Origin of the sequence: Bacteroides fluxus YIT 12057 (genome assembly GCF_000195635.1) — a bacterium.
Classification (GTDB): domain Bacteria; phylum Bacteroidota; class Bacteroidia; order Bacteroidales; family Bacteroidaceae; genus Bacteroides; species Bacteroides fluxus.
Window position 1 is genome coordinate 35760 of record NZ_GL882691.1, and the last position, 14551, is coordinate 50310.

The window sequence follows — 14551 nt, forward strand, 5'->3', positions numbered from 1 at the left end:
AGAGGCATGCAGGTTCGAGTCCTGTTCTGGGCACAGGTAAAACAGTCGGTTCTTTGATTTTTTGAGTATATATGATGGAGAGGTGGCGGAATTGGTAGACGCGCTACTTTGAGGGGGTAGTGACAATTATGTCGTGGGAGTTCGAGTCTCCTTCTCTTCACATAATGATAGAATGCGGAAATAGCTCAGTTGGTAGAGCATAACCTTGCCAAGGTTAGGGTCGCGAGTTCGAGTCTCGTTTTCCGCTCTTTTGGAATCTATAATACGATGGCAGTAATGCCCAGGTGGCGGAATTGGTAGACGCGCACGTTTCAGGTGCGTGTGTCGAGAGGCATGCAGGTTCGAGTCCTGTTCTGGGCACTTTCTCTTTGTAAAAAGAGTGCCATCATTTGCGGAAATAGCTCAGTTGGTAGAGCATAACCTTGCCAAGGTTAGGGTCGCGAGTTCGAGTCTCGTTTTCCGCTCTTTCTCTTATTTTTTATTTGAGGCAAAAAGCCCCGCAGGTGAATCACCTGCGGGGCTTTTTGTGTTTCGTCGGTTATTATTTCCGTAAGGAAAATCCAAGCATCATGCCGTCGTAGCTGTCGGCCAGCGAGCCTATGGACTTTAAGGTAGCATTGCTGCTTTTGCTGGAAAGAAAAGTTATCAGTTTCAATAGCTTGTCCGATTCGAATAATAAATCCATATTGTCGGAAGTACAGTTCATTTTGGCGTTCATCCCTATCAGCTTTGCGAATTTCAGGTTCACCTTATGGGTAGATGCGTTGTAGGAATAGCTTCCTTTCATGTTTTTTTGTCCCAGCTTTGCACAGAAAGTGCTGTCGGCATTGAAAGTAAACGTCATCTGTCCGGCTCTGATTCCCACTTTTGCCAGTTGTTCGTCCAGTTTCTTCTCTGCGGTGGTGGCGGCGACGGCGCCTCCTGCTTTCTGTAGAAGGTTGTCTGATTCAAACTCAATGGCGGAACCTGTAAAGGACCATGTGCCTGTCATATCGGCGGTGTTTTTTCCCGTTACGGCATTGACGGCTTTCTCAATGTTCCCTTTGTTGAACAAATCTTTAAGGGATTGTGCCTGACTATTGGTGGTCATAAACACGGCAGCGACGAACAACTGCCAGAAAATAAATCTCTTCATTGTTTAATTGGTTTTACTTACTGTTCAGTTCTTTATTTATTTTTTCAATATAGTCTAATAACTCCTTACGTCCCATACGGTTTTCGGAAGAGGTGACGAAGTAGGGGGGGAGCTCCTCCCATTGTTCATGCAGCTTCTTGAGGTACAGGTTGATATGGGTATTCAGTCTGCCGCCTTTCAACTTGTCGGCTTTGGTGAATACTATGGAAAAAGGAATGCCGTTTTCGCCCAGCCACTCTATAAAGTCAAGGTCAATAGCCTGTGGGTCCAGGCGGCTGTCAATCAGAACAAAGAGATTGGTCATTTGTTTGCGCCGGAGTATGTAGCTCTCAATGATGCGTTGAATCTGTTCCTGGCCTTTTTGTCCTCGTTTGGCATATCCATAGCCGGGCAGATCGACAAGATACCAGTTCTTGTTGATAAGGAAATGGTTGATGAGCATGGTCTTTCCCGGTGTGGAAGAAGTCATGGCGAGTCCTTTACGCCCTGTCAGCATATTGATGAGGCTGGATTTTCCTACGTTTGAGCGTCCGATGAAGGCATATTCTGGAAACGTACCTGCGGGACATTTCTCTACGTCTGTGTTGCTGATGACGAATTCAGCGTTTGATATTTCCATCTGTTATGTCAATTAAATAGTTTGTTTTACGTTGTAAATAAAGCAAATAGCATTTTATTGCCTGCGCAAAGGTAATACTTATTTCAAAAACTTCATCCATAATGCGGAATTCTGTTTATCTTTGTCCACCAATAGGAAGTTTTTAGATATGAATGGACAATATCCCTCGATATTATTGGAGAAGGCGGTGAGTGAGTTTGCCAAATTGCCCGGTATAGGACGTAAGACTGCCATGAGGCTGGTACTTCATCTGTTGCGTCAAGATACGGCGGTGGTAGAGGCTTTCGGTAATGCCATCGTTACATTGAAGCATGAGGTGAAGTACTGTAAAGTATGCCATAACATCTCGGATACGGAGACATGCCGCATCTGTTCCAATCCGCAACGTGATTCTTCCGTGGTCTGTGTGGTAGAGAATATACGTGATGTCATGGCCGTGGAGGCCACCCAGCAGTTTCGTGGGTTATACCATGTGTTGGGAGGCGTTATATCTCCGATGGATGGGATAGGCCCCGGCGATTTGCAGATAGAAAGTCTTGTGCAGCGGGTTTCTTCCGGAGATATAAAAGAGGTGATACTTGCTTTGAGCACTACTATGGAAGGAGATACCACTAACTTCTATATTTATCGGAAACTGGAAAAGTTGGGTGTGAAGCTTTCTGTTATAGCCCGTGGCATTTCTGTCGGCGATGAATTGGAATATGCCGATGAAATTACCCTCGGACGAAGTATTGTTAACCGTACTCCTTTTACGGGAGTGACGTAGTGAGAGGCGGTAGCCTCAAATATCAATTGGACAAATCTCATTTAAATAAGATGGAACAACAAATAAAACAAGCCGCAAAGCGGACGCGGACTTCTTTCGCCTATTTCTGGGTGTTACCTATTCTTCTTGTCATATTGGGGGAGACCGGAGGTGCATGGGTGGGTGTCTATGCTGATGATGTACGTGCTACTTATTTTGCCGAAACGCTGACTATTCTGTTGACGGCCTCTTGTGTGCCCGTTTCCTTGAAACTCTTTTCATGGGTCCTTACAAAAAAAATAGACGTTGTGAGCATTTCACAGGCTCTCAGACTTTATGCCTTTTGGAGTGGTGTACGGTTGGCATTGCTGGCTGTGCCGGTGTTGGCAGGCTTCTTTACCTATTATATGATGTTGAGCAATAAGGGAGTGCTCTGCGCATTGATTGCCCTGACAGCCTCCCTGTTCTGTTTTCCTAGTGAGGAACGTTTGCGTAAGGAGCTGCATATCAATAAATAAGAATAAAAAATACTTGTACTGAACTGATTGTAAATATGAATACACCATATTTTATGGGTGAGTGTCTGCACCTCCGTGCAATGGAGCCGGAAGATCTTGAGATAATGTATGCCATGGAGAACGATCCCCGGACTTGGGACGTAACCAATTTCAATGTGCCTTATTCTAAATTTGTGCTCAGACAATATATAGAGAATTCGCAGTGTGACATGTTTGCTGACCGCCAGCTCCGTATGATGATTGAGCGCCGGGAAGATGCTGCTGTAGTAGGGACGATAGATATAACGGATTTTGCTCCTTTGCATTCACGGGGAGAAGTAGGTATCGCAGTCCGGAAGGAATACCAGGGTAATGGTTATGCCAAGGAGGCATTGAAACTTTTGTGTGACTACGCATTCGGCTTTCTTTTTTTGCGGCAGCTTACTGCACATGTTGCCACAGACAATGAAGTGAGTGTGCAACTGTTCAAATCCTGTGGCTTCAGCGAGTGTGGTCTGCTGAAAGAGTGGTGGTGTGTAGGTGGAAAGTTCAAGGATGTGGTCTTACTGCAGCGGCTTCGCGAATAATCAGTTCAATGCCGGTATTTGGGGGAAGCGTGACCACAGTTCGTATTTGCTTCCCAATCTTCCGAGTGAATTCTTCCAAAGTTCTGTACCGGCATTTTCATTCATAATGGTATCCTTGCTTTCTGTGCTTACCAGCCAAGTGTTTTCTTCAAGTTCTCGGTGTAGTTGTTCATATTCCCAACCGGAATAGCCTAGGAAGAAGCGTATTTTACCTTTTATGGGATTTCCCTGTAATATGTACTCTTTTATAGCGTTGAAATCACCATTCAGATAGAGCCCGTTGGAGATGGGGAGAGAGTCGGTTATACCCTCCAGCGTGTGCAGGTAAAATAAGGTGTCTGTACTTAGCGGCCCGCCTTTATATATAGGTATGTTCTCTTGGTAGTTGAAATCCTGTAATATATCATTCAAGAATAAGGGTAGGGGCTTGTTCAGCACTAATCCCATTGTTCCTTCTTTGGTATGATCTACAAGCAGGATTACGGAACGTCCAAATATGTGATCACACAGAAACGGCTCGGAAATTAAGATTTTCCCTTGAGCAGGAACTATATGATTAGTTTCTATTTTGAATATGTCCGTATTGCTATACATGCCACTAATATACAAAAGATTTAGTGAAAGACAAATTATATCTCTTGTTTTTCACCTAAAAAGGCTCTTTCTTAACTATTGGGGGAGATAGGACCTGAATCTGCAGCTTACGGCTATGGGCTGTGACGACCTCAATAAAAATACCGGTATCCCAATTGTGGCGGGATACCGGTATGGGCAAGTGAGATTCTGTCTCTTTTATTTTGTGGGATGATTTTCTGCAAAAACGGCCATGCGCTCGTCCAGTTGCGCATATTGATGGTCTTGGATGAAGGAGGTGCAGGCACGCAAACCTTCCTGATGGCTGCCGGTGGTTACCAATGAAATGGCGCTTACCCCATAATACATCAATTCTTTGGCAAGCTCTCCACTCGTCATGCCCGGATAGCCGATGGTAAAATAGAAACCGTCTGCCACAGGTTCGCCCAGATCGTTATCATATACCAGATGGAAACCATGACGCAGGAAGATTTCTTTCAGGCGGCGGGCACGTTCACCATAGACTTTCACTTCGTCAAGAAAATTATATTTTCCTTCATTGGCAGCTTTCAGCATGGCGGCAAGTGCATATTGCGCAGAGTGGCTTGTACCGGAAGAAAGTGCATAAAGTATGCGGTGAATGAATACGGTTCCGAATGTACCGCCTCCATACCGTTTTGTCAGTCCCGGGTAGGCACGGTGGTAAAGCTTGTCGGAGATGCAACTCACGCCAATGCGCTGTCCGGCATAGCTGAAAGCTTTGGAACCGGAAATAAGTAGTACATAGAGGTCTGTATAGTGTGCCACGGAAGGTTGGTAAGGTGCTTCGAACGGTTTACTCAAATCTTGACGGAAGTCCATGGCGAAATAAGCAAGATCTTCCAATACGATAACGTCATATTGAGTGGCGAGTTCGCCGATAATGCGCAGTTCTTCCTCTTTCAGGCAAATCCAGCTGGGATTATTGGGATTTGAGTAAACAATGGCCGAGATATTTCCTTTTTTGAGATAGCTTTCCAACTTTTCCTTCAATTTCTCACCGCGGTAATCATAAACATCAAATGTTTCATACTTCTGTCCCATAACTGCCAACTGTTGCTTTTGCACAGGAAAACCGGGATCAATAAAGAGAATTGTATCTTTTTCCCCGTCGCATTGGCTGCAAGTAAGGAAAGAAGCGAAGGTGCCTTGCATGGATCCAGTAACGGGTACGCAACCTTCGGGAGCAATTTCCACATTGATAAAAGCTTTGATAAAACGGGAGGCTTCTTCTTTTAATGCAGGCAATCCATTGATGTCGGGGTAGAGGCTGGCAATACCGTTCTGCAGAGCTTTGACCTCTGCTTCCACACCTACTGCAGAAGGTGGAAGTCCGGGTACGCCCATTTCCATTTTGATAAATTCTACACCTGAGGCTGCTTCTGCATTGGCTGCAATGGCTTTAACTTCGCGGATAGTAGCTTTGGAAAAGTCTGCTATATTGAATTTTTCAATGGTTTCATCGATTAATTTACGTTCAATTGGGGTATTTTTCATGTTTCTTGCTTTTAAAATTCTTATGCAAAGGTAATATAAATCTCTTATAATCAACCTATGTTAAAAAAAAGATGATTTTTTTTCTTCTTAACTGTTGCAGATATAAAAAAAATGCCTACCTTTGCAACCGCAATCGAGAGAGATAGCAATGATAAAATGAAATAATGGTGCGTTAGTTCAGTTGGTTAGAATACATGCCTGTCACGCATGGGGTCACGGGTTCGAGTCCCGTACGCACCGCAATAAATATTGATAATCAACAATTTACAAATTTAGCACCCAGTTTTACACCCGATAATGTAAAATTGGGTATTTTGTTTTATTTAAGATACCTTACTTACTCTGTCACACTGCGAGAGGAATTGCAATTTTCGAATATTATCGGAATAGTCCAAATAGTATCTTTATATTCGCCTTTTTCACGATGATGTATTGTTGGTATCCATCTTGGCATATTCCTGATTATTCGTATCACTTCTTCATCCAACTCTTGTACTCCACATCCTTTTATAGTTTTTGCTTCTTTTATTTCTCCGTATGAATCAATATGTAATTTGTACACTCCTTTGGCTTTTTGCTGTTTACCTAATAAACTGGCATCATACGTAAGATTTTGGTAAATATAATTTTGAGCCGACCATAGTTTTCCGTCTTGAAAACTCGCTTGTTCTTCCCATTCCACGAAACAATGCTTTAACTTTTCTTCCGCTATGCTGTCAGTCATTACTCTATCTCTATACCGCTGTGGCAAGAATGGGACATACACCGTATAAAGACATTCTATTCGCTTGCCGTTTTTATCCCGGCATGGTAAACAGTGGGGAAGTTCTCGGATAAGCCTAATAACTTCCTTGTCAAAGTCTTTATGGACTGTCGCTAAAATATTAATTGCGCGCGGCAAACCTAATGTGTCAAGAGAGAACATGGCTACAGAATATCCGGCTTGGTTCTTGCTCAATAAATGTGCAGGGTATTTCATTTGAGAAACAAAGTATCCTTCCAAATCATAATTCCATTTTGCCCATTTGGGAGCTTCTATGATTGATAAATCTTTAATAGGCTCTCCCGTTATTTTAGCTATACCGAGGTTCCAAATGTTCTCTTTACGCCATAGGCTGTCTAAATAGGCTTCTTGATTTTTATAATAAGAAGCGCTATCTATTTTATTCTCTTGCCCTTTTAAAACGGTAAAAGAAATTAATATTAATAATAGAAGTAATAAATATTTCATTGATTGTCAAGTTTAAGAACGGTTGGAATCGTATATCTAACTGCTTTTTTCGCTTCTTGTTGGTTGTCGGTTAGACGAAATTCGGTCATCATTAGAACATCACGGCGTGATATTGTGCCGGCATAGAACATTACTTCATAGAAGAAACGATAACGTCCCGATTTGTTAGGATGAATATTGGGATAAAGATTTGCTGTAAATAAACGGTGCTCACCAGGAAATACCGTGTAACCTATATCTACAGCTGCATCATTGATGGGCAGTTCACGCCAAGTGCCATTTTTGTCTTCATAAGTAATAAAATAGTGCTCGCCACACATTATTTCTTCATCTCCTTGGTTCAACAGAATGAAAGAAGCTGTAGATGAATTGGTGGAGTAAACGGAATATTCCGGATGTAGGGAAACTCCGAGTGTGTCAGTTATGCCAATGCGCTCGTTTATTATTGGTTGTTCCGGTCCTTCAAAGCGAATGGCGGGAGAGTCCATGAGTTTTTTCCGAAAAGCTTGCCTGGCTTCAGGAGTATTTAGGATGAAGCGGACATTAACGTATTGCAGTCTCATACCCCAGCCAACCATATTCTCTTTCAGATTCTCGTCTGTTAGAACTTCATATCGATGATTTAACTCATCTAAAATACTTTTGAGTTGTTTTTGTGAGTAATTGTTTTCGGTTATCTGTTCAAGTCGGAAAGCCTTGCTTTTTGCCGCTACCTCCAATATCTGTCTCGCTTGTACGGTATCGCCTTTCACTTGGAATACCAGTGTAGAACCATCAAAGAACATACCTTCCAAAAAAGAAGGACAACGAGAACTACCGATAAAATTTCCTATAATATTTGGCATATCTCCATACACTTTGCTTAATGATTCAATGATTTGCCATCCGACAGTTTGGTCAACAGTTCCTTTATCAGAAGTGTTTTTTGCAAAAGTAGATACATCCTCTTTCAATTCTGTATTTGTTACAGAATCCGAAACACATTCAATATTTGACTTTTGTGCTTTGTTTACACATCCTGTAAAAGAACAAAATAAAACACAGGTTAATATCTTTATTTTCATATCACCTGAAATTTAAAAGGTTTTCGAAATATTTGTCGTCAATACGAACGACTTTATATTTTACGCCATTCCGTACCTTTTCTCTAATTCGATTATTCCAAGAGTTCATTTCTTTTACTCTCATATCAAAGGCTTCTTCTGACACATTTATTTCCTTTCCACTTGAAATATTACAAGTTATAATACCAGCTTCGTCCATGGAACAATGTTTGTAAAAACGATACATCACAGCCATCATTTTGTAAAGATGCGCTTTTTCATCTTGTTTAGAATAAAAGGTTGCTTGTGTCATTTCTTCAGGAATAACATCAATAAACTCGTTGCTTTCAACATACTCTTTTACTGTTTTAATGGAAGACTGATTTGTTACAACTTGGCTACTATTACAGCTACATATTCCCAACCAAATCAGTGAAAGCAGAATTGATTTAAGTTTCATGGTTAATTAGAATTTGTTTAACTGCCATAAAATTATATAAAGCAATGGTATTAGCGAATAAAGAGAAATATTTAACTCTTTAAAGCTATTATATATTAGCGATTCGTTTTCATTTTCTTTTAAAGAAAGAATTACATTCTCAATACCTTTGGGACTTATTCTCCTCTTTTGAAGGTGTCATTCACACTCGTTTTTTTTCTTTGAGTTTCTTTATTTATAGTTTAACAAACCATTAAAATACCTCTCATCAAGACGAATAACCTTATACTTTGCACCTTCACGAATATTTTTCTCTATCATATCGTTCCAACCTTTCATATCTTTCAATCTAAATTCAAAAACTTCTTCCGAAATATTCAACTCTTTACCACAAGTAGCATTACAAGTAATAAAGCCTTTATCATCCATTGTACAATGTTTATAAAAACGATATGCAGCAGCTTTCATTTGATAATCAGCAGCCTTAATTTCTTCTTCGGACATTTTGCCTTTCTCACGTAATGAGTAGTATTCATTTGGTATTATATCAATAAACTCGTTACTTTCAATGTACTCCTTTACTGTTTTAATGGAAGACCGTTCCGTTAAAACTTGGCTACTATTACAGCTACATATGCCTAACCAAATCAGTGCAAGCAGAATTAATTTAGGATTCATGACTAATTAGAATTTGTTTAACTGCCATAAAATTATGTAAAGTAATGGTATATAGCAAATAAAGAGAAATATTTAACTCTTTAATGCTATATACTTGTTTCCATTCTATTCTGCCAAAGAATTACATTCTTAACCCTCTTTTCGGTGTATTCTCCTCTTTTTGGGTGTGGCTTACACCCAGCTTTTCTTTGAGTTCCTGAAATTTCATTTTAAACCATTCGAGTATCGGCATACCGTCAATACACAGCCGGAACTTTCCTTTCTCCTGCGGGTTCCTCTCTACGGTTGCTGTTGAGTGCTCCGTCCTGAACTTCTCGTTGTGCTCCTTCGAATAGAGCCTGCCTTTGAACCCTACGGGCTGCAGGCTGACGATTCGCCTTGTCAGTTCCTCGGTGAACCCCACTTCCCGGCATTGTTCGGCTATGGGCAGCAGTTCCGTTACGATAGGGAAATAGGTGTCTATCTGTTTCAGCCTATTGTCGTACCCTGCAATTTTCTGCTGGTAACTTCGCTCTATCCTGATTATTTCGCTGTTGTGGCGGTTCTCCATTTTTGTTTGCTCCCTCTGTTCGGCTTGTACTTGTCTTTGCAGATTGGCTATGTCTTGCTTCAAGCCCTCATTCTCCGCTTCCAGCCTCTTGACCTTGCTGCCGCCCAAAAGAGAACTTACCCCGTCCGCTATGGCTGTGGTTGCGTTCACCGCCGCCCCCTTCATCTTCTGCACGTTGATTTCTCCCTTGAGCTTTTTCAGTTTCTTCTGCGCTTCCTCTTCCAGCCCCAGCAGGGTTTCTATGTTCTCCTGCAGGCTGTCCTGTTGCTCTACCAGTTCCTTGTAGTATTGCATGGTGGAGATGTGTTTTGCCAGTGAACCGTCTATTCCTCTTTGCAAGCCATATTTGCTCATGGCTTGTGCATAGGTGTCCTGATAGTGTTTCAGCTTGTGCCTTGCCATGACGTCATCAGCACACAGCCGTACATCCTGTGGGCTCTTCTTTCTGTATTTTTTCTTCCCGTTCTGCTCATCTTGTTTGGCTTTCCTGCGTTCTCCCGTCACTATCGGTACGATAGTGGCGTGTATGTGCGGTGTCTTCTCGTCCATGTGCAGGACTGCCGATACGAGGTTCTGCTCCCCGTATGTTTCCCACAGCCATTTCAGGTTGTCGTTGCACCAGCCGTCAAGTCGTCCGTCCGCTTCCATTTGTTTCATGTCCTTGTTGCTTCCGGTGAGCAGCACCCGGATTGCCTTCACCTGGTTGGTGCCCACCTTGCGTCTGATACCTGCCGTTTCTATCCGGTGCGCTATCGCCTGCGTGCGGTTCTTCACTCCTTCGGGAAACTGCACCAGTTCCCGGTTCAGGTGCGTGCGCATTCTGTCCGCGTTCTTCGGGTGGACGGTGCGCTCTATGTGTGTGGACATTGCGCCGTCCGCACCCTTTGCCTTTTCCAAATGCAAAACTGCATATCCCATAACTGTAATACATTTTTTCGGTTAATACTTCCCCTGCCTTGCTCCCATGCCGCATGGCTCCGGGGTTTCAAAAGGGGCAGCGTCCCTTTTGCTCATTGGGGCTTTTTTAGCGATGCGTGCATTGCGTGAAGAAAAAGCCCTAATAAGCTATGGCTTTTTCAAAGCCTTCCGTTGGCTGTACGGTTACATCCTGATACCTTTGTTTTTCTTTTTCGGTTGCTCTTCCTGCCGTTGTCCTTTCTCCGGCTCCGGTTTCTGCTGCTGATGTTCGGATTGTCCGCTTTGCTTACCCCGCAGGAAGTCGTTCAGGTCGTTGTAGCCTCCGTATATGTGCGATGCGTCCCGTATGCGCAGCCCGTATTCCTCCCGCAGTTCCTGAACGGCTTCCATTCCCGCCTTGTCGTTGTCAAGAAAACAATGGATGCGTCCGTAATCGCCCAAAGGTCGGATTGCTTTGGATAGGTTGGAAGTCGAGTTCAGCACGATGTAGTCCTGCCCGTTAAGGTCGGGGCGTTCGGGACACCTTTCCAGCCGCAGGGTAAGGAAGGAGAGGTAGTCCATGAAGCCCTCGAAGAGGTAGCAGGTCTCCTTCGGCTGTTCCTGCCGTATGTGGGTGATGTCCTTCGGTGCGATGCACCCCTTGAAGAACTTGTTGCGTATCTCGTAGCCTCCCGAACGGTTGGGGAAGCCGACGGCAAAGTAGGGTTTGCCGTCGGTCAGATAGCGCACCTCCCTGCATTCTCTTTTTGCCAGTTCCGTATTTATTCCCCTCTGCCGCAGATAGGACAATAGGGCGGGGGAAGAAAGCGGCACCACCTCCAACTGTTGGAAGCTCGGTTTTGAGAGTGCCTGCTTGCCAAAAGAAAAGGAGACCGGGCGCACGCCGGGTGCCTGTTCTGCTATCCGTTCCAAAAGGTAGGGCAGGCTGTCGGACGCGTAGAGCTCCCGCGCCAGTGCGATGATGTTGCCACCCTTGCCCGCGCCAAAATCATACCATAGGTTGCGTTCGGTGTTCACCTTGAAGGACGGTTCTTGTTCGTCCCTGAACGGTGACTTGTACCATAGGCTGTTTCCCTGCCGTCTTACCGGGTTGTAGCCCAAACTGTGCAGATATTCCTCTATGCGTATCTGCTTCGCTTCATTCGTATTCATGTAGGTTTCTGTTTAAGTGGATATTGTTTTTTCTTTTCGCCCGTACCTTTCCGTATATTACGGGCTGTATCCACTTTACTTTACTTCCGTATATATATGGTACGGGAATAAAGTAAAGTGCTTTTATCAGCAACCGGAACACTTCACTTTACTCTGACATATATATATACCCTGACTAAAGTAAAGTGGTTTCCGGTCTGTGCCGCTAATAGTGGAAGTCGGGGTTGAAAGTGTATTTCCTGCCGTTCTCCTGCACTATCATCCGCTTGCTTTTGAGTACGGTGATGAGTTTTACCACCTTGTTGTCTCCAAGCGTGACACCGACAGAGGCGTATGCTTCCTGCAAGGCTTCCGCAAGTTCCTGATAGCCGTATTCGTCTTTCAGGGTGAACGCCGCTTCCAGTGCGATGCGGTGCTGCCGCTCGGTGATGTCCTTGTACGGGTCGAACTTCTCCCTGTTTCCTTTTGTCTCATCCTTGTCCTTGAACTGGTAGTCTTCCAGCAGTTCGGGCAATGCTTCCTCATTGATGCGGAATGCGAACGGTTCGAAGTCCACCGCCCTGATATGTGCGGTTTTGACCGTACTTATGTCGGGATTCTTGCTGTCCTTCTCCACTTGCAGCACCGTTTCCGCCTTGTTGCTTAGCTCGGTTCCGATGTGCCCCCTTGCGTTCTCGTCCCCCTTGTTCTGGTGCAGTATGGTATGGATGTGGATGTTCCTTTCCCCCGTCCATGTCATCAGCAGGGAGATTACCTTCGTGGATTCGCCGGGGCTGTTGATGTCGTACACCATGTCCCGTATTCCGTCGATGATTACCAGCCCGACGTTTTCAGTCCGGTAGATTGCCTCCTTCACGATTGCTATGCGCTCTTCAGGCGTGTATTTCCGCAGGACGAGGAACTCGAGGTTCTCATGGTTGCTGCCTGTCGGCAGTCCCGCCATGCGCAGGCTGCGCCTTGCCACTTTCGCACAGTGGTAGGAGCTCTGTTCGGTGTCCACATAGAGTATTTTCCGCTTGTTTTCGGGCAGTTCCGCCGTATAGTTCAGTACCGTCCCGTTTTTCAGCGCAGCCGCCACGATTGCGGAGACGTTGAATGTTTTCTTGCTTTTGGCTTTTCCGATTGACGCGCTGAAGTTTCCCAGCGTGCCGATGACGGAGCCCTGCACTTTCAGGATTTCAGGTGCCTGCTCATAGTCTTCCGAAAGGTCAAGCCGCGAGGCATGCCATAGGATTATCGCCTCTTCGGGCGTGATGTTTCTTTCCTTGTTTTCCATATGGCACCTCCCTATCTGCGTCCCCCGCTTTTACGTCCTGCCAGTTCCAGTGCCATGTCCGCATCGACGATGATTTTGCGCCCTATCTGCGTAATGGCTCTGTCTATCCTCCCGCTTTTCTTGATGCGGTTTGCAGTGGGTATGCTGCACCCGAACAGCCGGGCTATGCCGCCTATCCCGTACACGTATTTCTTGTCCTTGTCGGCTGCTGGCTGGGCTGGCTTCGTTTCGCTTCCCTGCAAGGCATGGCGGTTCAGGAATATGAACTCTTCGCCCGTCATCTGCCATACGGGCTTTGATAAAAGGTCTCTAATTTCCATATCAGAATGAAATTAACGTTTGTACTGCAAGCCTGCGCATGGGCTTTTTACCTCGTTCGAACAGTGCAAAGTTAGTTCCGGGTATGGGTGGTAAGGATGTGGATAGCGTGATTGGGGTATCACGCTATCTTGTTAAATATCAGAAAGTAATAAAAAGTGGTAGAATTTATTTTGAGTGGTAAAAGTGGTCGTGTCGTGGAATGTCGGGACATATCACCGGCTATCGGAATATTGACCGCATTTCCTTAGCAAATTCCTTATTGCTGTCACTGGGAAAATCGGAAACGGGCTCTTTGTATTTTGACTTGTAGTATGTATCGTCTATTCCCAGCAGGTTCATGATGTCCTCTTTCCATTTTTCTCTGTCCGGTTTGGGTAGCGTTTCACCCATAAGAAAAATGAGATAGCATACACGTGCCTTCTCCCTCGGTCTTATTTTCAGTCTGCCTTCGTATGGTTGCAGGTTCATGTTGGCGTAGAAGTCCAGTTCGGAAACGGCTTCGAACTGTTCACCGTTGCATTTCTCATAAATGGCTGACAGCAGTCGCATGGGGAAATAGGTGGGCGGGCTTGCCGGAGTGGTACCGGATGCGAACATTTCCTTTTCTTCCCCTTCCTTTTTCTTTTGGTCGGTCAGGTATTTTTCAAGGATTGCCAATAGTGAGCCTCCCAGCCTGCAAATGTCCCCGCAGCGGTTTTGCAGGCATTGCAGGGCTTCCCGCCTTGCCTGCTCCTTCTGCCTGTACAGTTCATCCAGCTTGGCTTTCTCCTTGTCGTGTTCCCGTTTGCACCGTTCGTACCTTCTTTCCAGCAGTTCCTCTTCCTGACGGTCGTGTTTCCTGAAACCTACCGCCTCCAAAGAACCATTCGCTTTCATGAGTTCCCGGTAATATCCGTTTGTGACTTTCATCTGTCTGTCAATACCCCAGTCAAAACGGCTTTCATGCTGTCGGCAGACATATTCGGTATCGAGACGGTCAAAAAACTCCTTGCAGGCATTGTAAGTCGAGATGTTGCTCTCAATCTCACGTTTCAGACTGTTCAGGAGTACGGAATAGTGTGTGGCGTCCATTTCAAGCATGAGGCTGATAAGTGCCGCCTCAAAGGTCTGCGTGTCTCCGTACTCTCTGTAAAAATCGGAAATGAACTGTTGTTTCTCAAAAGAGAAACTGCCACCGGACATTATTTCGGTGTATATCTTGTTGAGTTTGCCGTAGCGGGGTATCATTGATGTTATTCTTTCGTCCATAGT

16 protein-coding genes and 6 tRNA genes (1 of these 22 running past the window's edge) are annotated in these 14551 nt (G+C 44.6%); 9 read left to right on the forward strand and 13 right to left on the reverse strand.

Annotated elements, in window-relative coordinates; genetic code table 11:
* The 5 genes from HMPREF9446_RS18800 to HMPREF9446_RS15410 form a co-directional block, all read left to right on the forward strand.
* Positions 1 to 33 (forward strand) — tRNA-OTHER (locus HMPREF9446_RS18800); it begins 82 nt to the left of the window's first position.
* 43 nt (positions 34 to 76) lie between these two features.
* A tRNA-Leu gene (locus tag HMPREF9446_RS15395) sits at positions 77 to 160 on the forward strand.
* A 14-nt stretch (positions 161 to 174) separates the two neighbouring features.
* Positions 175 to 247 (forward strand) — tRNA-Gly (locus tag HMPREF9446_RS15400).
* A 31-nt stretch (positions 248 to 278) separates the two neighbouring features.
* Positions 279 to 360 (forward strand) — tRNA-Leu (locus HMPREF9446_RS15405).
* Between the two features lie 31 nt (positions 361 to 391).
* Positions 392 to 464 (forward strand) — tRNA-Gly (locus tag HMPREF9446_RS15410).
* 77 nt (positions 465 to 541) lie between these two features.
* Here HMPREF9446_RS15410 and HMPREF9446_RS15415 read toward each other — a convergent pair.
* Together HMPREF9446_RS15415 and yihA are read right to left on the reverse strand one after the other, a co-directional pair.
* Positions 542 to 1135: a DUF4923 family protein gene (locus tag HMPREF9446_RS15415; protein ID WP_009126657.1), complete on the reverse strand. Its 594-nt coding sequence runs from the start codon at positions 1133 to 1135 to the stop codon at positions 542 to 544.
* Positions 1136 to 1148: 13 nt separating this feature from the next.
* Positions 1149 to 1754: a ribosome biogenesis GTP-binding protein YihA/YsxC gene (yihA, locus tag HMPREF9446_RS15420; RefSeq protein ID WP_009126658.1), complete on the reverse strand. Its 606-nt coding sequence runs from the start codon at positions 1752 to 1754 to the stop codon at positions 1149 to 1151.
* Between the two features lie 148 nt (positions 1755 to 1902).
* Here yihA and recR point away from each other — a divergent pair, with 148 nt between their 5' ends.
* The 3 genes from recR to HMPREF9446_RS15435 are packed head-to-tail and all read left to right on the forward strand — an operon-like array spanning position 1903 to position 3583.
* Positions 1903 to 2520, forward strand: coding sequence for a recombination mediator RecR (gene recR, locus HMPREF9446_RS15425; protein WP_009126660.1), 618 nt, complete (start codon positions 1903 to 1905; stop codon positions 2518 to 2520).
* Between the two features lie 50 nt (positions 2521 to 2570).
* Positions 2571 to 3017 carry a hypothetical protein gene (locus tag HMPREF9446_RS15430; RefSeq protein ID WP_039969793.1) on the forward strand — a complete coding sequence of 149 codons (447 nt, stop codon included), beginning with the start codon at positions 2571 to 2573 and terminating at the stop codon, positions 3015 to 3017.
* A gap of 35 nt (positions 3018 to 3052) precedes the next feature.
* Positions 3053 to 3583 (forward strand): GNAT family N-acetyltransferase, encoded by a 531-nt coding sequence (locus tag HMPREF9446_RS15435; RefSeq protein WP_009126662.1) that lies wholly within the window; start codon positions 3053 to 3055, stop codon positions 3581 to 3583.
* On the opposite strand, the gene HMPREF9446_RS15440 is transcribed toward HMPREF9446_RS15435, so the two are convergent.
* Together HMPREF9446_RS15440 and HMPREF9446_RS15445 are read right to left on the reverse strand one after the other, a co-directional pair.
* Complete coding sequence (locus HMPREF9446_RS15440; protein WP_009126663.1) at positions 3584 to 4177, reverse strand: YqgE/AlgH family protein; 594 nt, start codon at positions 4175 to 4177, stop codon at positions 3584 to 3586.
* A gap of 198 nt (positions 4178 to 4375) precedes the next feature.
* Positions 4376 to 5692, reverse strand: coding sequence for an aminotransferase class I/II-fold pyridoxal phosphate-dependent enzyme (locus HMPREF9446_RS15445; RefSeq protein ID WP_009126665.1), 1317 nt, complete (start codon positions 5690 to 5692; stop codon positions 4376 to 4378).
* A gap of 166 nt (positions 5693 to 5858) precedes the next feature.
* Between HMPREF9446_RS15445 and HMPREF9446_RS15450 the strand changes: the two genes are divergently transcribed.
* Positions 5859 to 5932: transfer RNA gene (locus HMPREF9446_RS15450), tRNA-Asp, on the forward strand.
* 97 nt (positions 5933 to 6029) lie between these two features.
* Here HMPREF9446_RS15450 and HMPREF9446_RS15455 read toward each other — a convergent pair.
* From HMPREF9446_RS15455 to HMPREF9446_RS15495, 9 genes are all read right to left on the reverse strand, one after another.
* Positions 6030 to 6923 carry an energy transducer TonB gene (locus tag HMPREF9446_RS15455; RefSeq protein ID WP_009126666.1) on the reverse strand — a complete coding sequence of 298 codons (894 nt, stop codon included), beginning with the start codon at positions 6921 to 6923 and terminating at the stop codon, positions 6030 to 6032.
* Complete coding sequence (locus HMPREF9446_RS15460) at positions 6920 to 7987, reverse strand: immunoglobulin-like domain-containing protein (RefSeq protein ID WP_009126667.1); 1068 nt, start codon at positions 7985 to 7987, stop codon at positions 6920 to 6922. The genes HMPREF9446_RS15455 and HMPREF9446_RS15460 overlap by 4 nt, the downstream gene beginning before the upstream one ends.
* Position 7988: 1 nt before the next feature.
* On the reverse strand, positions 7989 to 8426 hold the full coding sequence (locus tag HMPREF9446_RS18480; RefSeq protein ID WP_009126668.1) for a hypothetical protein: 438 nt from the start codon (positions 8424 to 8426) through the stop codon (positions 7989 to 7991).
* 210 nt (positions 8427 to 8636) lie between these two features.
* Complete coding sequence (locus HMPREF9446_RS19225) at positions 8637 to 9083, reverse strand: hypothetical protein (protein WP_009126669.1); 447 nt, start codon at positions 9081 to 9083, stop codon at positions 8637 to 8639.
* A gap of 121 nt (positions 9084 to 9204) precedes the next feature.
* Positions 9205 to 10551 carry a MobV family relaxase gene (gene mobV / locus HMPREF9446_RS15475; protein ID WP_009126671.1) on the reverse strand — a complete coding sequence of 449 codons (1347 nt, stop codon included), beginning with the start codon at positions 10549 to 10551 and terminating at the stop codon, positions 9205 to 9207.
* Between the two features lie 183 nt (positions 10552 to 10734).
* Positions 10735 to 11703 carry a toprim domain-containing protein gene (locus HMPREF9446_RS15480; RefSeq protein WP_009126672.1) on the reverse strand — a complete coding sequence of 323 codons (969 nt, stop codon included), beginning with the start codon at positions 11701 to 11703 and terminating at the stop codon, positions 10735 to 10737.
* Between the two features lie 205 nt (positions 11704 to 11908).
* Positions 11909 to 12979 carry an AAA family ATPase gene (locus tag HMPREF9446_RS15485; RefSeq protein ID WP_009126674.1) on the reverse strand — a complete coding sequence of 357 codons (1071 nt, stop codon included), beginning with the start codon at positions 12977 to 12979 and terminating at the stop codon, positions 11909 to 11911.
* Positions 12980 to 12990: 11 nt separating this feature from the next.
* Positions 12991 to 13299, reverse strand: a complete 309-nt coding sequence (locus tag HMPREF9446_RS15490) for a DUF3853 family protein (RefSeq protein WP_007759946.1) — start codon at positions 13297 to 13299, stop codon at positions 12991 to 12993.
* A gap of 220 nt (positions 13300 to 13519) precedes the next feature.
* A complete protein-coding gene (locus tag HMPREF9446_RS15495) occupies positions 13520 to 14548 on the reverse strand; it encodes a hypothetical protein (RefSeq protein ID WP_009126676.1) in 1029 nt (342 codons plus the stop codon).
* Between the last annotated feature and the right edge of the window lie 3 nt (positions 14549 to 14551).